The sequence below is a fragment of the Pseudoalteromonas sp. SCSIO 43210 genome (genome assembly GCF_054133285.1).
In genome coordinates this window covers 1,782,923-1,803,062 of the sequence record NZ_CP087225.1, presented here as the reverse complement: position 1 = coordinate 1,803,062, position 20,140 = coordinate 1,782,923, and the positions used below count along the sequence as shown (strand labels likewise).

General features: G+C 40.1%; 16 protein-coding genes. 7 read left to right on the top strand and 9 right to left on the bottom strand.

Annotation, left to right across the window (positions count from 1 at the left end):
• Positions 1 to 586 precede the first annotated feature (586 nt).
• Positions 587 to 2,002, bottom strand: a complete 1,416-nt coding sequence (locus LOS73_RS07785) for an IS4 family transposase (protein ID WP_457934785.1) — start codon at positions 2,000 to 2,002, stop codon at positions 587 to 589.
• Between the two features lie 314 nt (positions 2,003 to 2,316).
• On the bottom strand, positions 2,317 to 3,918 hold the full coding sequence (locus LOS73_RS07780) for an isocitrate lyase (RefSeq protein WP_007376673.1): 1,602 nt from the start codon (positions 3,916 to 3,918) through the stop codon (positions 2,317 to 2,319).
• A 242-nt stretch (positions 3,919 to 4,160) separates the two neighbouring features.
• On the opposite strand from LOS73_RS07780, the gene LOS73_RS07775 reads away from it, so the two are divergent.
• Positions 4,161 to 6,341, top strand: coding sequence for a malate synthase G (locus tag LOS73_RS07775; RefSeq protein ID WP_457934784.1), 2,181 nt, complete (start codon positions 4,161 to 4,163; stop codon positions 6,339 to 6,341).
• Between the two features lie 226 nt (positions 6,342 to 6,567).
• Here LOS73_RS07775 and LOS73_RS07770 read toward each other — a convergent pair whose 3' ends face one another.
• The 4 genes from LOS73_RS07770 to LOS73_RS07755 all read right to left on the bottom strand — a co-directional run bounded on the left by LOS73_RS07770 (position 6,568) and on the right by LOS73_RS07755 (position 11,304).
• On the bottom strand, positions 6,568 to 7,293 hold the full coding sequence (locus LOS73_RS07770) for a YebC/PmpR family DNA-binding transcriptional regulator (protein ID WP_007376676.1): 726 nt from the start codon (positions 7,291 to 7,293) through the stop codon (positions 6,568 to 6,570).
• 132 nt (positions 7,294 to 7,425) lie between these two features.
• The gene (locus tag LOS73_RS07765; RefSeq protein ID WP_007376677.1) at positions 7,426 to 8,031 is read right to left on the bottom strand and encodes an HAD family hydrolase; all 606 of its coding nucleotides are present in this window, start codon (positions 8,029 to 8,031) and stop codon (positions 7,426 to 7,428) included.
• A 331-nt stretch (positions 8,032 to 8,362) separates the two neighbouring features.
• Positions 8,363 to 8,857 (bottom strand): DUF6702 family protein, encoded by a 495-nt coding sequence (locus LOS73_RS07760; RefSeq protein ID WP_007376678.1) that lies wholly within the window; start codon positions 8,855 to 8,857, stop codon positions 8,363 to 8,365.
• Positions 8,857 to 11,304: a M1 family metallopeptidase gene (locus LOS73_RS07755; protein ID WP_457934783.1), complete on the bottom strand. Its 2,448-nt coding sequence runs from the start codon at positions 11,302 to 11,304 to the stop codon at positions 8,857 to 8,859. Before LOS73_RS07755 ends, LOS73_RS07760 begins: the two co-directional genes overlap by 1 nt.
• Positions 11,305 to 11,626: 322 nt before the next feature.
• Here LOS73_RS07755 and LOS73_RS07750 point away from each other — a divergent pair, with 322 nt between their 5' ends.
• The 6 genes from LOS73_RS07750 (at position 11,627) to LOS73_RS07725 (ending at position 18,528) form a co-directional block, all read left to right on the top strand.
• Positions 11,627 to 11,863 carry a hypothetical protein gene (locus LOS73_RS07750; protein WP_008139309.1) on the top strand — a complete coding sequence of 79 codons (237 nt, stop codon included), beginning with the start codon at positions 11,627 to 11,629 and terminating at the stop codon, positions 11,861 to 11,863.
• Between the two features lie 134 nt (positions 11,864 to 11,997).
• A complete protein-coding gene (locus LOS73_RS07745; RefSeq protein ID WP_007376681.1) occupies positions 11,998 to 12,234 on the top strand; it encodes a hypothetical protein in 237 nt (78 codons plus the stop codon).
• Positions 12,235 to 12,313: 79 nt separating this feature from the next.
• Positions 12,314 to 13,561 (top strand): exonuclease SbcCD subunit D C-terminal domain-containing protein, encoded by a 1,248-nt coding sequence (locus LOS73_RS07740; RefSeq protein WP_457934782.1) that lies wholly within the window; start codon positions 12,314 to 12,316, stop codon positions 13,559 to 13,561.
• Positions 13,558 to 17,208, top strand: a complete 3,651-nt coding sequence (locus LOS73_RS07735; RefSeq protein WP_457934781.1) for an SbcC/MukB-like Walker B domain-containing protein — start codon at positions 13,558 to 13,560, stop codon at positions 17,206 to 17,208. The genes LOS73_RS07740 and LOS73_RS07735 overlap by 4 nt, the downstream gene beginning before the upstream one ends.
• Before the next feature lie 28 nt (positions 17,209 to 17,236).
• The gene (locus LOS73_RS07730) at positions 17,237 to 17,896 is read left to right on the top strand and encodes a class I SAM-dependent methyltransferase (protein ID WP_033041165.1); all 660 of its coding nucleotides are present in this window, start codon (positions 17,237 to 17,239) and stop codon (positions 17,894 to 17,896) included.
• Between the two features lie 167 nt (positions 17,897 to 18,063).
• Positions 18,064 to 18,528: a hypothetical protein gene (locus LOS73_RS07725; RefSeq protein ID WP_033028639.1), complete on the top strand. Its 465-nt coding sequence runs from the start codon at positions 18,064 to 18,066 to the stop codon at positions 18,526 to 18,528.
• A gap of 96 nt (positions 18,529 to 18,624) precedes the next feature.
• Here the strand turns inward: LOS73_RS07725 and LOS73_RS07720 are convergent, their stop codons facing one another.
• Genes LOS73_RS07720 through LOS73_RS07710 form a run of 3 tightly spaced genes read right to left on the bottom strand, consistent with a single transcriptional unit; the run spans position 18,625 to position 20,051 of the window.
• A complete protein-coding gene (locus LOS73_RS07720) occupies positions 18,625 to 19,017 on the bottom strand; it encodes an ACT domain-containing protein (protein ID WP_033041167.1) in 393 nt (130 codons plus the stop codon).
• A gap of 19 nt (positions 19,018 to 19,036) precedes the next feature.
• Positions 19,037 to 19,594, bottom strand: coding sequence for a DUF6942 family protein (locus tag LOS73_RS07715; protein ID WP_033041168.1), 558 nt, complete (start codon positions 19,592 to 19,594; stop codon positions 19,037 to 19,039).
• A gap of 1 nt (position 19,595) precedes the next feature.
• Entirely contained in the window at positions 19,596 to 20,051 is a 456-nt protein-coding gene (locus LOS73_RS07710; RefSeq protein WP_002959175.1) for a YaiI/YqxD family protein, read from the bottom strand.
• Between the last annotated feature and the right edge of the window lie 89 nt (positions 20,052 to 20,140).

The following is a 20,140-nucleotide window of genomic DNA, read 5'->3' as shown; positions in this document are numbered from 1 at the left end:
TTACCACTATAGTATTCAAACTGTAAACCCCCTTTACACTTCTGTGACAGTTAAATATCGGACTTAGCTAAAACTTCAGTTAGTAAAATTTCGGTTTATAACATTTTTTGTAACTTGAGTTGGTAAAAAATCGGTTTGAGTCACTGTTTGTAGCCTTTCAGTTAGTAAAATTTTGTTTTATAGCACAAAGAAGTTAGTAAAAAATCGGTTTATAAATTCGTTTAGCTTGCCTATTAAAGCAAAAATCAGTCACTTACCCGCCTTTTAAAGTTGCCGTAAACGCTTTTTACAGCAAAATCACCCCAAATATACCGTTTTATGAAAGGTTAGTTAAACTCTGATCTGTAAATTGAGACAGGTAGTTAAATAGTGATCCAAAATGATTTGGCAAGGCCGTGTTGAACTTTGGTTGGTGAATTTGCAGCAGTATGTTTGGTTTTTAGGCAAGGCGGAGCTTATGTAGTGTGGTTATTCCCCATGAATAGGCGATAACGTAGCATAAATACCAAACATGCGCTGCCCTTTGGGTTCTTTCTAGGGACGATAAACTCTTTGTTGCCTACATGGATGTAGGTCTGTCTCTTGATCACAACTTTTCTGTCTGCTGAATTGATATTAACAATTCGGCAGATTCGACCATTTCTGCTAATTTCAACCACCCCTTCCAGAGTGCTTTTACGCCAACTCGACCATTTCTTTTACTGTCATACCACCCTCCCAATTTCGCTAAACTATAGTATAGCCAATGGAGAGACGGTACTTTATCCGGCAACACATCCTTTTCAACCTTTGCCCATAGTAATTTCCACGTCATCTCTTTAACACACGTTGTACATCTCACCTCTTTGTCTAATTCACTCCTTTGCGCCATATTTTGCAGCTGTAATAACCTGACAGCAATAAACGCCTTAATGATCGCAATTCGTAAAATATTATCACTGTGCTGCAAACGTAAATCTTCTACTTCGGTTCCATCTGTTTTCCATGTTTTATGAAACTCCTCTACACGCCAGCGAAGTTCATAGTATCTTACTAATTTCTGGGCATCTTCTGCTGTGTTTACGGGCTCTGTCGTATATAAAATCCAACATAATGGATTTTTTTGCGTACTTTCTTTTTCCTGACAGACAATGACATTGACGCTCAATGTCGGTGATTCTTGCCCTTGTACTCGCTTAGGCTTGGCGAGTGTTATAGGTTGATAGCTCAATGTAATTCGGGCCTGACGCGCTTTTCTTCCCGCACGTTGCGCTATATTAATAGTGTAACAACACTGACCCTGCGCTGTTTCTATTAACTGATTGAGATTGCATTGAGGCTCTATTAATTTTCTATTTTCTTTTGCTCTGACTAAAAATCGATGCCCTTCATCTTTTTGGTAAGTCATGTACTCATAAATGTCAGCTTCTCTGTCGCAGATGTTAAGTATATTTGATAATTCACCTGTACGTTTTTTTATATCCATTAATGTTTGTTGCCAGCGATAGCTTTCTTTCTCTTCGTAAGGGCGTTGCTGTTGTTGATCTTTAGTCCCTTTAACCTTTGATTTCCTAAACCAATAGTACTGGTCAAGTAAACCAATAACGTGCTCCGTATCTGCATCAATTGCTAAAGTTGAATGCGCATATAGCGTTCTTGTTTTTGATGGTTTTCCTAATGTATTTGCACAGTTCACATCGCCTAATTCTTTGCAAACACTGTGTTTAAATGTCAATCCTGTCGTATCTTGGATAGCGAGAACCAAAGGCAACTGCTTTACCGCTTCACTCGTTTGTGAGAATCCTGAATCGGCAATCGCTTGAGGGGATATTTTCTCATTTCTAATGAAACGATAAGCGGCTTCAATTTTTGCGGGTGTATCAGAAGCCTTAACAATTGAGCTGTCTGCATTCTCAGCCATATCGCTTGCTAGTAGAGCTAATCGTCGGGTGCGTCTCGGATCTCCTAAATTAGCATTACCAAAAATTAATTGAGCCCATTCTTCAGAAGTGTTTGTGTGCATATGATAAATCTATGAGTGATGATGATCGATTAGATCACAGACTTAACGATATTCAAAGACTTGTGTATAAGAGACAGGGATGTAGGTAAGGGGCGTGAGCAGGACGCGGAAGCTTTGCTCGGTTTTTACTTAGCCCACTAGGTTACAAACCTCGCGCCGCGATTTAATCGCCCTAGATTGAACAAATTTCAATCCACAAAGATCAACACGCCCTAGTTAAAGTCTGATCTGTAATTGTGCTTCAATGTTCTAACTTTATTTAAAGCAATAAAAAAGGGCCTATCGGCCCTTGAGTAACACTATCTAGTTAGGAATTAAAACTGGTTCATGGTGTTGTCTTCACCACCGGCTTTTAGCGCATTATCACCAGAGAAGTATTCTTTGTGCGTATCGCCCATGTTAGACCCTGCTAAATCTTGGTGCTTAACCGATGCTTGCTCACGGCGAATTTCTTGGCGTTGTACGTCACGTACATAAGCCAGCATACCCATATCGCCAAAGTAACCTTCTGATAAAATATCAGTGCTTAGCGCAGCTGTATGGTATGTCGGCAAGGTTATTAAGTGATGGAAAATACCGGCTTCACGTGCGCCATCGCGCTGGAAGTTTTGCACTAGTAAATCGGCTGCTTGCGCAAGCTCTGTTGCATCCATTTCTGGTGCCATAAGGCCTTTATTATCGCCAAGACTTGGGTAAGCACTAAGGTCACGGCCTGCCTCTTCCCACTCTTGATACACTTGCTCACGAAACTTAAGCGTCCAGTTAAACGAAGGCGAGTTGTTGTATACCAGTTTTGCATTTGGCACGTGTTCTTTTACACGATTTACCAGTTCTGCAATTTGTTTAACATGTGGTTTTTCTGTTTCAATCCACAGTAAATCAGCGCCCGACTGCAAGCTAGTAATACAATCTAGTACTACACGATCTTTTTCCGTGCCTTCACGGAATTGGAATAAACCGTTATCTAGACGAGTTGGTTTACATAACTGGCCATTAATTTTCATTGCCGTGTCGCCTTCATTTAAGTCATCAACACCGTTAATTGGCGTGGTTTCTAAAAATGCATTGTATTGGCTTGCTAAGTCACCTGGCGTTTGCGAAACAGGTACCTTTTGCGTAAGGCTGGCACCCAATGAATCTGTACGTGCCACAATAATACCGTTATCAATACCTAGCTCTAAAAAGGCGTAACGTACTGCGTTAATTTTTGCTAAAAAGTCTTCGTGTGGAACGGTCACTTTACCCGCTTGGTGACCACATTGTTTAGCGTCAGATACTTGGTTTTCTATTTGAATGGCACACGCACCGGCTTCAATCATTTTTTTAGCCAGTAAGTAAGTTGCTTCTTCGTTACCAAAACCTGCGTCAATATCAGCAATAATTGGCACAACATGGGTTTCAAAGTTGTCTATTTTATCAATAACAGCTTGAACATCGCCTCCGTTCGCTTTTGCTTCATCTAGGTCGTTAAACAAGTGATCGAGTTCACGTGCATCTGCTTGCTTTAAAAATGTGTAAATTTCTTCAATTAATGCAGGTACCGATGTTTTTTCGTGCATGCTTTGATCTGGCAGCGGACCAAATGCAGAGCGAAGCGCTGCAACCATCCAGCCACTTAAGTATACATAGCTGCGTTTAGTTGTTTTTTGATGGCGCTTAATAGCCATCATCATTTGTTGTGCAGTAAAACCATGCCAACAGCCTAAAGATTGTGTGTACTGGCTTGTATCTGCGTCATATGCTGCCATATCTTCACGCATTACGTCTGCTGTGTATTGTGCAATTTCAATCCCAGTACGGAAACGGTTTTGCAAGCGCATGCGGCTTGCATATTCAGGGTTGATTGCGTGCCATGCGCTACCTTGAGATTGGCAAAGAGTTGAGAGTGTGTCTGTTTCGCGTTGATATGTTGTCATAATAAAATCCTTCGAACGGGTGTGTAAATAATTTTAGTGTTGTGAGAGTGGCTACGTTGCTCATGCTCCGTAGCGCTTAAATCAACATTAGGCTCATTTTTTAGATTTAGTAAATTTATAGTTGTTATTACGGCTATATATTTTATGAATGACTAAAAAGCACTCAACATTGCTTTTTTGCGTTATTGTTGCCTTAACGCACAAGCGCACAACAACATCGCGACCGTTTAAGGAGGGCAATTATGTCCCACACTCTCACACACTCAGGACTCAGCGTAGACACACAACTCGCTGATTTTGTTAAAAGCCAATTACTCCCTGGCACTCACTTAAGTGAGCTGCAATTTTGGCAAAGCTTTGCACATATAGTTCAAACGCTTACCCCTATAAATAAGGCACTGCTTGAAAAGCGAGAGCTGCTTCAACAGCAAATAGATGACTATCATCTAGCTAATAAAACGTGGAATAGCGCCAAGTACCATGCCTTTTTACAAGATATTGGCTACTTGGTAAAAGAGCCTGCCAACTTTACAATTGAAACCCAAAATGTAGAGCCTGAAGTGGCCCTTACAGCAGGCCCTCAATTGGTTGTGCCTGTAAGTAACGCACGCTTTGCACTTAATGCCGCTAACGCGCGTTGGGGCTCGTTATACGACGCTTTATACGGTACTGATGTACTAAGCGAAGATGACGGGGCTGAAAAAGGTAATACCTACAACCCTGTTCGTGGCTTTAAGGTAATGGCCTACGCTCGCCAGTTTTTAGATAAAGCATTGCCGTTGACTAATGGCTCGCATATAGAAAGCACGAATTACTCAGTAGTAGATGGCGCACTTTTAATTACCTTGCGTGATAGCTCTCAAACCACATTAGCTGACCCATCTCAGCTTATTGGCTATCAAGGAGAAGCGCAAAATCCAACTGTAGTGTTATTAAAAAACAATGGCTTACATATAGAGCTACATATCGATCACCACCACATTATTGGCCAAGCTGATAAAGCAGGCTTAAAAGATGTAGTGCTAGAGGCCGCGCTTACCACCATTATGGATTGTGAAGATTCAGTAGCTGCGGTAGATGCAGAAGATAAAGTACAAGTTTATAAAAATTGGCTTGGGTTGATGCAAGGTAGCTTAGTTGAATCGTTTAAAAAAGGCGATAAAACTGTTGAGCGCACTCTGCAAAGTGATAAAACATACACCGCACTTGATGGTGGCACAGTTACTTTAAAAGGCCGTAGCATGATGTTTGTAAGAAACGTTGGCCATTTAATGACGAACCCTGCTATTACCGATGTGTACAATCAACCGGTATTTGAAGGCATTATGGATGCGATGTTTACTGCGACCGCAGCCCTGCACGACCTAAATAAAAAAACAGGTATAAAAAATTCAAGCGCGCAAAGTATTAATATAGTTAAACCAAAAATGCATGGCCCTGAAGAGGTAGCGTTTACTAACACTTTATTTAGCTTAGTAGAGGAAGCGCTAAGCTTACCTAAAAACACGCTTAAAATGGGTATTATGGATGAAGAACGCCGCACTTCTGTAAACCTAAAAGCCTGTATTTGTGCAGCCAAAGAGCGTGTTGTATTTATAAATACTGGATTTTTAGACCGCACAGGCGATGAAATTCATACCTCTATGCAAGCGGGCGTTGTACTTCCAAAAGCACAGATTAAACAGCAACCATGGATACAAGCTTATGAGGATCGCAATGTCGATATTGGCCTTGCTTGTGGCTTGAGTCATAAAGCACAAATAGGTAAAGGCATGTGGCCAATGCCAGATAAAATGGCATTAATGATGGAGCAAAAACAAGCTCACCCTAAATCAGGCGCTAATACAGCATGGGTGCCCTCCCCTACAGCTGCTACCCTGCATGCAATGCATTATCACGATATAAACGTATTTAATGAGCAGCAAAGCATAGCTAAACGTACTATTGCTAGCCTTAATAACCTACTTACACCGCCGCTAATGGCAGACCCAAAAACGCTTTCAAAAGAAGATATTCAAAGTGAGCTAGAAAACAACGCACAAGGTATTTTAGGTTACGTTGTACGTTGGATTGATCAAGGCGTAGGCTGTTCAAAAGTACCTGACATTAACCATATTGGGCTAATGGAAGACAGAGCAACACTGCGTATTTCAAGCCAGCATATGGCTAATTGGTTGCTAAATGGCGTGTGCTCACAGGCGCAAATAAAATCAACCATGGCTAAAATGGCCAAAGTGGTTGATGGTCAAAACGAGCATGACACTGCCTATACACCCATGGCAACAGACGAAGAAACCCTTAATAACAGCATTGCGTTTCAAGCCGCTACTGCATTAGTTTTAGAAGGCGTAACACAGCCTAGTGGTTACACTGAACCATTACTGCATAGCTACCGTATTAAATACAAGGCACAACATTGTTAATCACTCCAAATTTTTAACACGAGCTTGAATTGTTTTTTGAGTCAAACCAGCCTTCGGGCTGGTTTTTTATCGCCTAGAATTAAAATAGCAGCGCTTTTATGGCATTTTAAAAATATATATATTCAAATAAGCATAATACACATGAATATCTAACATTTATTCAAACGTAAAAAAGCGTGTTTTGCATACACAAAACACGCTTTTTAAAGCTTTTAACCGTTTACGTTTAATTTTTTACAATGGCATTGTGATAAATATTTTGTACATCGTCACAATCTTCAAGCATATTTATAAACTTATCGAAGTTAGCGATAACTTCTTCGTCCTCAATTTCAATATTAACTTGAGGAATAAACGTAATTTCATCTACTTCAAAGTTAATGCCTTCAAATGCGTCTTCAAGGGCTGTTTTAGCTTTAAAGTATTCTGTTGGCGGTGCAAATACCGATATTTTACCGTCCTCGGCTTCAACGTCGGTTACATCAACATCAGCCATCATTAATGCTTCTAATACGACCTCATCGTCATCGCCTGCAAAGCCAAGTACCGCATAATGATCAAACATATGCGCTACACAGCCAGGAGTACCAATTTTTGAGTCTGTTTTAGTAAATGGCAAACGTACATCTTTGATAGTACGGTTCGGATTATCGGTCAAACAGTCAACAATAACCATGCAATTACCAGGGCCATAGCCTTCGTAACGGGCAACTGAATAGTCTTCCCCTGCTCCACCGGCTGCTTTCTCAATTGCTTTTTCAATAACGTGTGCGGGAACTTGGTCTTTTTTAGCTTTTTCGATTAGGCGGCGTAATGTTTGATTTACTTCGGGATCGGGTTCACCACTTTTTGCTGCAACGTAAATCTCTTTACCATACCTTGAGTTTATTTTCGTTTTAGCATTAGCCGTTTTGATCATAGAACTTTGACGAACTACAAATGCTCTGCCCATTTTGTGCCTCTAATGAATACGTTACGTTTTGCAGTATTTTACCAATTCAAAACGTATTGGGCTAGTTTTGTAATTTAAATAGTGTACTACTTATTACTAATTAAATTAAGTAACACGCTATTTAACATAACTCTAATTTTCTGAGTAATTATCAATTAATCCAACTAGCTCATAAAAGTCATGTAAAACGTAGTCAGCTTGATCTGCATAACCAGGAGTCACATCAGGAGCATATAAACAAGCACGCATATCTGCGTTGTGTGCAGCTTGTATGTCATATAAGTAATCACCAACGTAGAGCAAATTAGCAGAACTAATATCCCAAAGCGTAGCAATTGCATTTAATGCACTTGGATCTGGTTTTGCGGGTGCGTCGCTTCGCGTTAAAACCGTGCTGATAGGTAATGGATTATTCTGAAGTTTTATTGATGCTGCTTTATCAAAGTTTCGAGTAACTATAGCCATTGGAATTTTTTTAGCTTTTAACTGTGCAATAGCTTCGCTAACACCTGGTAATAACGTGGCATGTTGAGCATCGAGTAACTCATGCTGATGCACAATATTCATAGCTTCTTCACGCATGTAAGGTGATGGGAGTTGCGCTATAAAATCGAGTAAGTCCTGCTCACAAGGACAGCCTATTTGTGCTTTTATAAGCGAAAAATCTAATTCAGACGATACCAATGTGCCATCTAAATCAAAAATAACACCATGAATAGCCTCTACCTGAGTCGTCATATCATTCCTTGGGTGTAATAATAATTTACTAAACGTACTTTAAACATAAAATGCTCTACTACTTATGCCCAAATTATGGGGAAATAACATCAACTATATTTAAATTAATAATGCGTAAACACATCAATCAACTGATAATAAAGAAAAAATAAAAACTTAGTAATTACCTTTAGATTGCGCGAAACAAGGTAAATATACAATACAAGTTGATTAATTTTACGGTACTTTACATAGTACAGATCAATTATGAATGTATCTTAAACAAAAGAAGAGAATACGCGCACATTAATTACAGTGCGCGTAGATTGGGAAAGGTTTATTCAAATAATAATTAATTTTGCTCGAAGCGGGCTTCAAGCCATGTATCATCTTGGGCAAAGTTTAAGGTTTTAATCCTACCTTTCCCCTCAACATTAACCATATTCACCTGAGTTGGCCATAAATCACGCAGTGCACCATTACTCATTTTAATCCCTTCAATCCCTTTTGGTATAGGTGCTTCTTGGTAAACCCAAAAAAACTTTCCATCAACTTGTGCACCTACAAAGCTAAGCGGTATAGATTCACCACTTAGTGTTTGTAGCGCAACGTGCGATTCAACATACTTAGCAAAACGTTGTTGATCGGTTTTATTACTAATAATATCGATTTTGCCTTCAAATAATGTTCCTACGGCATGTTCGGTATCATGTAAATAAAAGCGATGCATTAACTCAACATTATGCGTTCGTTTGTTAAAAAGCACCGTTGTAACTGACGATTTTAGTTGATGCGCTATACTTGGCGCAGCAACTAAAAGGCAAACAATAATAAGCAAAAAGCGCATTATTGCTGCTCCTCACCGTCATCCTTTTCGTCTTTTTTCTCATCGCTTTTAAGCTCAGTTTTAATATCTTGCATGATATCGCGACTCACTTTAGCTTTACTCTTTTCCTTTTTAAACACTTCAATACGTGAAGGAATAATACGGCGAGGGTAATTGTTGTTTTCAACATCTACATCAGCTGTTTCCCAACCTGGATCGACAGTCACTGATACAAGCGGCTTGTTTTTATCGGTAACAATCAGCTTTTGAACGTTTTTATAATTACGACGCCAAATTTCAGCAGGAATATAGCGTTCTTCTTTAGTGCCATCTTCATATGTTAGCTCAAGTAATATAGGCATTACCAAACCACCTAGGTTTGAAAATTCCATTACGTAATAGTTTTTATCTTCTTCTAAAGCGCGTTCAAGCGTTTTACGCTCCCACGGCTCTAAGCCTTTTAAAAACTTGTTGTACGAGTTGCGTTCTTTATTGGTTACAGTAAAACGGTCGTTTTCGTCATAAAAATCGGTAACATCAGGGTTTTTCTCAACCCATGTTTTTTTACCTTCTGCGCGGTTACGCTCAACAAATAATGAAGTAGGCTTGTCTGCTTCAATATCGCGTAAACGGCTGTAATCAATATCAGGGTTTTTAGTGTCTAAACGTAGTTGATATACTTTATCTAAAGAGATATCAACATGGTCTGTGGTGTAAAACCAGCCACGCCAAAACCAATCTAAATCAACACCAGAGGCTTCTTCCATTGTTCGGAAAAAATCAGCTGGGGTAGGGCGCTTGTATTTCCAGCGCTGAGCATACTCTTTAAATGCAAAGTCGAATAAGTCACGGCCTAAAATCACTTCACGTAAAATATTAAGTGCTGCGGCAGGCTTAGTATAAGCATTAGGACCTAAGCGTAATACGCTGTCTGACTGAGTCATAACAGGTACTTGGTTTTGTGACTTCATGTAGCTCACTATATCGCGAGGCTCAACACCCCAAGGAATAGTAGGATCCCATTCACGACCAGCAACACCATCTAAAAAGCTGTTTAAGCCTTCATCCATCCACGTCCATTGGCGCTCATCCGAATTTACAATCATCGGAAAGTAAATATGGCCAACTTCATGAATAACTACGCCAAGTAAAAAGCGCTTTTCAGCTTGAGAATAAGTACGAGTACCATCATCTTGCAACTTAGTACGTGGACCGTTAAAGGTGATCATTGGGTATTCCATACCACCAACGGGGCCATTAACCGACTGTGCAGTTGGGTACGGGTAATCAAAAGAATACTTAGAGTACACTTCCATTGTGTGTACTACCGCTTCAGTTGAGTACTTCTCCCATAAGTCACCACCTTCTTTAGGGAAGAACGACATTGCCATAACTAAAGGCTGAACGTCACCACCTTGCTGATAACCTTTTGCATCCCACATAAACTTACGAGACGACGCCCAAGCAAAGTCACGAACATTCTGTGCTTTAAAGTGCCACGTTTTAGTTTTGTCTGTGCCTTCTTTTTCGTTTTCTAGCGCTTCTTCTGCGTTAACAATAAATACAGGACGCTTAGATGTTTCAGCTTGCTTTAAACGTTTGCGCTGCGTACTTGTTAGTACTTTGCTCGCGTTATCAAGCTTACCTGTTGCCGATACAATGTGATCAGCAGGAACAGTAATCTCAACATCGTAATCACCAAACTCAAGCGTAAACTCACCAGAACCTAAAAATGCCTTGTTTGTCCATGCTTCGTAATCGGTATAAGCGGCTAAGCGAGGGAACCACTGAGCAATTAAGAATATGTCGTTGCCGTCTTCTTCAAAATGCTCGTAACCAGAACGTGCACCTACAGCATCTTCTTCAACAATGTTGAAGGCGAAGTTCATGCTAAATTCTACTTCTTTACCTGGTTTTAATGGCTCGTTTAAATCAACGCGCATTAAAGTATCAACAACAGTTACGCGCAGCTCTTTGCCGTCTTCGTCTTTAACACCACTAATAGTGTAACCAAGTTCGTTGTCGCTCATAAATTGCTGACGACGTAGCTCACCTAAACTTAATTTAGCAGGCTTTTGAGCTGGTAGGCTTTTTAAAGTGCTTTTAAATGTTTTTGTTGTTTCGGCAATAGAGTCACTTTTAAAAATATTTTGATCTAGCTGTAACCACAAATATTTAAGCGTATGTGGTGAGTTATTTTTATATTCAATACTTTGGCTACCCGTAATACGGTGCTTTTTTTCATCTAGCTTTACATCAATATCGTAATTAACACGTTGCTGCCAGTATTTTTCTCCTGGTTCGCCAGCCGCACTACGGTAAACATTTGGTGTTGGCAGAGCTTCGTCTAATTGACGAAACTTATCAACATAAGAACCTTTTGTTTGCTCAACTGAAGACGCCATAACAACACTCGACATTGCCAGTGGCAATACAAAAGCACTCAGCGTAAGACCTATTTTTTTCATTGTTAGTCCTGATAAATTTTAGTAAGGGTACTTTGACAAAATAACAGCTTAGCTTCAATAAATTATCGATAAAGTGCAGCTTTTATAAGGTGGTATTCACTAACGTTTTACAGCTTTTTATTATGTATAAAACTATGACTAAAATAAACGGGAGCAAAACTGTAAAGGGGGTTTACAAAAAACACAATTACTTAGTATTAAAACAGGAACAAACAACTCAATTTATAGAGTTCATCCCTAATTCATTACAACAAACTACAGTGTAGGTATATTTGTTAACTTACATTAACTTCAAATTACATTAGTAAAAACGGAGACTGCTATGAAATTTTATATTGTTAAAAAAGATCAGCAGCTCGAAGCTATTCCAGCTGAAGAAGAATTGCTTGAAAGTTACCAAAATAATAACTACAAATACGTAAATATAGTGTCGGCATGTAACAAACAGGATGCGTTAAAACGACTCCCATCCATACAAAAAAGTAATAAGAAACGCATTATTATTGGCGTAAATATTGCTGCAATCTCAATAATATTGGCTATTTATACGATAAATTAAAAATAGTTAATATTTTTATTGATCTTTAATGCTGTTTGTATTTAAAATCGCCCACCCTTTTATTTGAGGCAAATAAATTCGTCACATTTATCCTCAAATAAATATAGATTAGTAGCAATAAATGCGGTGGACTCATGGATTTTTATATCCTAAAAAAACAACAAGAACTAATTGCTATCCCGGCAAATGAGAACAACTGTAAACAGTATCTCGATTCTGGTTATTTTTACATTGATAAAGTAGCAGCATGTAACGAAGTTAATGCTTTAAAAGTACTACAAACTAAGCAAACTAAAACACTAAAGTACCCACTAATTATGGCATTGCTAGCATTACCGATTATTTTTGTAGGCTGGTATAGTTTAACCTAATCTTAAAATGGTCCTTAGGCTTGCATCTTTAATTACCTTGGGTATATTGGCGCTCTTACTGGTTTTTTAAGAGCGCGACATGAAAGTCCTCCACACCTCAGATTGGCACCTTGGCCAACAATTTTATGAACACGGCCGCCGTGTTGAACACCAAGCCTTTTTTACATGGTTATTAGCCACTCTTGTTGAACAACAAATAGACTTACTTTTAATTGCTGGCGATATTTATCATACCGCAACTCCAAGCGCTAGCGCCGAAAATCAGCTTTACCAATTTATTAAAGACGCCAAAAAGGCATGCCCACAATTACACATAGTCATTATTGCGGGTAATCACGACTCTGCGAATCGTATTTTGGCAGCTCAGCCATTACTAGCGCAATTTGATACACACGTAGTAGGGCGCTTTGATGTCGCAACACCCGATGAAACTGTTATTACCATAAATACCAATGGTAAACGCGCTGTAATCGTCGCTATGCCATTTTTACGTGCAAGCGATGTAAGTTTACTTAGCCAAACCGAAAGCGGCCCTAGTTATGCTCAAGGCGTTGCAAAAGCTTACGAGCTTGCACTAGAACAAGCTACTAATATAAACGAGCAAAACTCACCATTAATAGTTATGGGGCATTTACACGCAAAAGGCGGGGATATCTCAAGTGATTCTGAGCGTAACTTAGTGATAGGTGGTGAGGAGTCTATTTCAGCCAATGTATTTGGTAAACAAGCCAACTATGTTGCCCTTGGTCATTTACACAAAGCGCAACAAGTCGCTAAAAGCGATATTATTCGCTACAGCGGCACACCTATACCTATGTCGTTTTCAGAACGTAACTACACGCACCAAGTAAATGTTGTTGAGTTTATTATTGATGAAAAACAACATATTAGTACAACTGTAAACCCCCTTTACATTCCGCGCTCTGCCGATGTAATTGTTTTACCAAAAGGGGAGTGTGTGCCATTAAGCGAACTATGCGAGCAAATTAAAGCGCTCGACACCGCACAAAATACAACAGCGCCTTATTTACGTGTAAAGCTTAAATCAAGCGATACCGACACCACCTTCAGAGAACAAATAGAACAAGCACTTGAAGGCAAGCATATTAAATTTTGTGGTATTGAACGTGTACGTGAACAATCAGCGCAAAATGACGACAACACCGTATTTGAAGATTTAAGCGAAGTTGAAATGCTCAACCCGCTTAACTTATTAGAACAAGCATTTGCAAACGATAAAGACATGGCAGGGCAAAGTGTACCCGATGAGCTAAAAGCACTTTTAAGTGATGTGATAAACGAGCTTACGGAGCAAGAACAACTATGAAAATAACCGCAGTTCGTATTCATAATTTAGCCTCAATAGTTGATGCTGAAATAGACTTTACTCAAGCCCCATTAAAAGATGCAGGCTTATTTGCAATAACAGGCGATACCGGCGCTGGTAAAAGTACCTTTTTAGATGCGATATGTTTAGCCCTTTATACAAAAACAGCGAGGCTACGTGGCGATAAAGGTAACTTAATTGAGTTTAATGGCGACAGCATTAAGCTTAATGATGCGCGGAACCTACTACGCAGAGGTACATGGGAAGGCTACGCCGAGGTCGACTTTTTAGGGCAAGATAAACAGCTTTATCGTGCGCGCTATACAATTGCACGGACCCATAAAAAAGTAACAGGCAAACTTAAAGTAGCAGAGCACACCTTAGTAACCCTGCCAGACGAAACCTTAATAGCTGACAAAAGCCACACAATAAAAGAAGTTGAGAGCAAAATAGGGCTTAACTTTGAGCAGTTCTCCCGTGCCGTACTTTTAGCGCAACATGAGTTTGCTGCATTTTTAAAAGCCACTGGCGATGAGCGAGCACAACTTTTAGAGTGTTTAACAGGCACCGATAAATTTAGCCGTATTGGCGTGCGTATTTTTGAGCGCCATAAAGAGCAAGTAGCAAAGCTTGAAGCGCTTAAAGCAGGCCTTGAAAGCTATACTTTGCTAACACCAGTAGAACTTGAGTTACAGCAAACCAAGTTAACCGATTTAAAAGCGCAAACCGAACACACTAAAAAAGAGCTGACCAAAACCGAAAAAGCACTTAACTGGTATCAGCAAGCTACAGTGCTTGAGCAAAATTTATTGCAAGCACAGCAAACTCAGCAACAAGCAAGCTCAGCGCTTGAAAGTATCGTTGTTCAAAGCGAGCAGGCAAAACAAGCCAAGCAGGCACTTGAAATAAAAGATAACCGCAGCCGTTTTACTCAATTAACCGATCAAAATACGGCGTTGGATCAGCAAATAACATCACTTAAAAGTGTTGATCATTTAGCGGTAATTAACGAGCGTAATACCGCGCTTGCTAAGCATACCGAGCTACTTAATAACGCCAATGAGCAAAAACAAAATGCAGCGCCCGTTATAGCTAAAGCGCGAGAGCTCGACAGCAGCATTGCCTTGCAAACTCAAGCTGTAAAAGGTACTGAGTCGCAAATAACCAAAGAGCAATCTCAGTTTGATGAGCTCACACAGCAGCTTAAACAAAGCAATAACGAGCTTGATCTCGCTAATACCGACTCAACTAAAAGCCAGCAATGGCTTAATGAGCATGCACAGCTGCACGTTTTAGCAAAAGACTGGAGCTACTATCAGCAAAGCTTTAATACCTACTTAAATGCACAGCAGCAATTAACCGCAAACGCTGCGCAAAGCCAAACTCTTAATAGCGAGCTTGAAAATCAGAGCGATCTTTTAAATACGCAAAATAATAAAGTGCAGCAATGCGAGGTGGCACTTAGTGGCGAGCAATCAACTTTACAGGCATTAAATACTCAGCTTAATGAATTTAATGCAGAGCACTGCGACGCTCAGCTAAAAAGTATTGATTACTTAAAAGAGCAGCGAGAGCGTTACGGGCAATTTAACGCAGAACTAAAACAAAGCACTCAACGCCAACAAGTACTTAATCAGCAGTTAAATGAAAGCCAGCAAGCCCATGCTTTACTTAATCAGCATTTAATAACCAGCGAGCAAGCGCTTAAAGGTACCGAGTACGCACTTAACCAAGCGCACTTAAGAGCGAGCGAAAACGTAGAACATTTACGCACTGAGCTTCGCCCTAATGAGCCTTGTTTAGTGTGCGGCGCAACTGAGCACCCGTATGCGGTAAATCAAAATCAGCAATTAAATAACTTAATTACTGATTTTGAAAATGCTTTTAATACAGCTAAAAAGCAATTTGATCATGCACAAAGCGAGCTGCATAAGCACCAAACTCAACATGCCGTTTTAACTGCTGAACACGGGCAACTTGAGCAAGTAATACAAACGGCACTCACCAAGCGGCTTGAAATTGTCAACACTATGCAAGCAGCTCGCACAGAACTTTTTAGTTTGCCCCCTGATCAGCTTGAAGTAACTTATAAGCAATTAAACGATCAGAAAGCGCAATACTTTGAGCAACAAAAACGTCAACGTACACTGCAAACTAAAGTAAATGAGCTACAAGCAGCACTTAAAGCAGAGCAGCAAATACAGCAGCAACTGAGTAATAAACACCTTGAGCTTACACACCAGAAAAACCAAATAACGAGTAAGCGTAGCGAGCTAAGTGCACAAATTAACGAGCTGGGTACAACGCTCAATAGCCAATTTGAAAACAGTGATTTTTGGCAGCAACTACAAGCCAATACACTTGAACTTAGCGAGCTGCACGAGCGGGTTGCGCAGTATCAGCAAACTCAAACGCAACTTGAGCAAAGCCAAAAGCGCCAAGACACAGCTAATGAGCAAATAAAGCAGCTCACACCGCTTATAAGTAACAACGAGCAATCGTTAAAAGTACTTAATGAAGAGTTTGTAAAAGCTAAAGCGCTATTAAACGCGGTACAAAGTGAGCGCTCAGCTTTATTTAATAATGAGCAAATAAGCGCAGACGACTTCCAAGCAAAACTCACAAGTGAGCAAGAGCAGAAACAATCGCAGGTTCAAGCGAGTCAAAAAGCTTATGACGACGCTATAAAACAACGAGATGAGCACGCTATAACGCTTAAAAATGTGGAGCAACGCTTACTTGAAAACAGCCAAGAACTAGCAACACTTGAGGCACGTTATAACCAGTGGTTTACTGACTTTAAAGCGCAATATAGCAATGCAACGCACGAACAGGTCAAAATTTTACTAACGCTCAGTAGCGATACTATTAAAGCGCATTTAAATCAGCATGAGCAGTTAACTCAAGCGTTAACAGATGCAAATGCCGCATTAAAACAGCAGCAACTTACGCTTGAAAAACACAACAGTAGCGATAAACCAACACAAAATGTAGAGGCTTCAAATACTCAACTAAGTAGCTTAAACGAGCAACAAACGCAGCTGCAAAACGCATTACTAGCGACTAATACCGCTATTGAGCAACACAACCAAAACGCAAAGTCGCTTGAAGGTAAGCAGGCTGAGTTAACTACACTTAAAACACAGGTTGATCAGTGGCACTTGCTTAATAAGGTAATTGGAGATAAAGAAGGTAAAAAAATGCGTAACTTAGCGCAAACACAGACGCTAAGAATATTACTGCACTATGCCAACAGCCACTTAAAAACACTCAACAAACGCTACGAATTAACCGCCATAGCGCAAACGCTCGACATTGCAATTATCGACCGCGACATGGCCGACGAGCAACGCTCTGTTAATACGCTCTCGGGCGGCGAGTCATTTTTAGTATCGCTAGCGCTTGCACTTGGTTTAGCATCGCTTTCGTCTAACAAAGTACAAATCAATTCTTTGTTTATTGACGAAGGGTTTGGTACGTTAGACAGCGAAACCCTAAGCATTGCAATGGACGCTTTGGATTCTTTGCAAGCACAAGGCAGAAAAGTAGGCGTTATATCGCACGTAACACAAATGAGCGAGCGTGTAGCCACTCAAGTGCATGTAGCCAAAAAGCCAGGTGGATATTCCACAGTTGAAGTTTTATAAGCAACATTACTGAAAACAAGGAGATACAATGCCAACGTTTACAGGCGAGCAAGCAACACAATACGATAGCCGCATAACCCGTGTAGTTCCTGGTTATGAATTATTACATCAGCTCACTAATGCGCAACTACAAGCAACGCTAAGCGACAATGCACATATTTTGGTAGTAGGGGCAGGCACAGGCAAAGAAGTGCTTGCACTGGCTGCACTAAACCCTACATGGCAATTTACTGCGCAAGATACATCAGCCGATATGCTTGCTATCGCACAGCAGCAATTTGATGAGCAAGGCATAGCAAGCCGCGTCAATATTCACACCGGACCTGTTAATAAATTATCGGTTAAAGCCGATGCCGTTTTATGTTTATTGGTAATGCATTTTTTAGAAGATAACGGCGATAAAAAAGAGTTATTAAAAGCAATTAAAGGAAGCCTCAAAAAAGACGCAAACCTTTATATTGCAGATTTAATGCGCCCCGAAACTTCATTTGAGCGCGAAGCCCAGCTTACAACGTGCGCGCAATTGGGTTTAACTGAAACAGGTAAAACGCAAACAGGGCATGACTTAGAAAATGAGTTTTACCCGCTTGATAGAATGCGCTTTAGCGAATTGCTAAATGAGTGCAAATTTGGCATTCCGAAGCTGTATTTTAAAGCGCTAGGTTTTAGTGGGTATGTAATAAAATAGTTTTAAATTTAAGTAATATAGCCACATAAACACCGAGTATGCTTACTCGGTGTTTTATTTTATACATACATTTACAACTTCTCACAGCTGCATACAAAGCACATACATATTTTTTATGTTTTAAGATTTACTATTTCTATATCAACATAAGCAAATAGAGAATCAACATGAAAAAATCGTTAATTGCTGTTTTACTCCTCTCGGGTTGCGCATCACAAGGTGTTGACCGTAACGGTCAAAATCAAATAATTAAACGCTATTACGCCTCGGTAGAATCTATGCAACGTGTCACACTCTCATCAGAAGTGGGTACAGGCATAGCCGCAGGAGCTGGTTTTGGGTTTGTAGATAGCTTAGATGGCAATACAGAAGAAATGATAGGTGGGGCAATAATCGGCGGGTTAGTTGGAGGGTTATTTACCGCATTGTTTGAAGGCGGCAACGATGCATATCAGTATAATCTATACGCTACCAGCGAAGGTGAATTTACCGTAATTCAAAAACAAAAACTCGATCAAAACACTCAATGCGTAGTAGTAAATGCCGGTAAAAAAATTAAGCTTGAGCCAGTAGATAAACAATACTGCGAAAATAGTCCAAATGTGTACAAAAAAGCTGATGTTGCTCTATAGCAATATCAGCTTTTGTATTGTTGTAGGTCGGTTAAGCGAAGCGCCACCCGACGCACTAATATCCACGTTACTCAGATCATTACTGTGTCAGCAACCCTAACCAATCTCTTCAAGTGCTTTCATTGCGGCTTGTGCTTTATCTGTTTGTACAAAAATATGGTCGTGATAAAACGCAGCGACCACATTAGCGCTAATGCCATGCTCAGTCAGCTTTGCAGATACCGCAGCAGTTAGCCCTACGGCCTCTAAGCTTGAATGTACGTTAAGGGTAATTAAATTATATTTACCCTCGTAAGTAATACCTGCTTTATCGGCGGTTTCAGCTTTTAAAATAAGGGTTAGCCCTTCTTCTTCAACATAAGTGGCAAGTGGCTCTAAGTGAACATAATCGGCCAATTTCCCTGCTAAGCAACAAAAAATATACTCACCTTGCTTAAGCGCTGGCTGCATTGATTTTAATAATTCGTTTAACTCTAAAATTCCGGCCATGGTCGTTCCTTACAATGTGTTATTTTTTTAGCTGCGCGACTAGCTCGCTTAATCTCGCAATTTTTATATTACTTAGCTGCCTGTAATCAAAATATGGGCACACAATAATGTTGTTACTGGTGTCTATTGCAAACTCGTCGTCGAGCCAATCAAATTGTGCATGCAACTTACCCTGTTGTAATAAGTTTTTAGCGTGCGTACGCCCAGCAATTATGTGTAGCTGGTTTTTATTGCTAGTAGCTTTATTTGCACACGTAATAGTAATGTTGGGCGCGCTAAATAGCAGGGCGGTTTTACTGTTTTTTTGCAGTAAATACTCATCGCGATATTGTTGCCAAGTAGGGGCTTGTTTGGCAAATGAGTAATGCTCGCTTGGCAGGGAAAATAGCACTTTTGCATACACGTTAAACACTTTGCGCCAACCATTACCACAGTGCTGGTTTATGGTATTTATTTGCTCATTTATAACCGGTTCTAGGCATTCGAGTGTTTCAAAAAACGGCATTGGCGGCGCTTTTTCTACGTATACCGCCACGCTAAATTGCGTATCACCTAAGCCAACTAATTGTGTGTTCAAACTAGTTAGCCTTGTTTTGCGCTAAAATACGGTCGAGGTTATTTGCAAAGTTTTGGCGATCGGTTTGGCTAAGTGGCGGCGGCCCACCACTCATTTCTACGCCACTTGAGCGCATGGTATCCATAAAGTCGCGCACGTTAAGTATTGAGCGGATATTCTCGGTGGTATAAAGCTCGCCACGTGGATTGAGCGCTTGCCCGCCGTTATCAATTACTTCACTTGCTAGCGGAATATCGCCTGTAATAACTAAATCACCTTTTTCAACACGTTTTACTATTTCGTCGTCGGCTACATCAAATCCCGACGATACTTGAACGCGGCTTATGTATTTTGACGGCGGAATACGCATTGCGTGATTGGCCACTAAAATAGTCTCGATTTTCATACGCTCTGCAGCTCTAAAAAGTATTTCTTTTATAACAACAGGACACGCGTCTGCATCTACCCAAATTTTCATGCTATGGTCATTTTTATTGCTTTAGAATTAATATGATCCTATAGCAAATTTTTTTAATCGGCTAGCAAACTTTATATCCATCTATATTT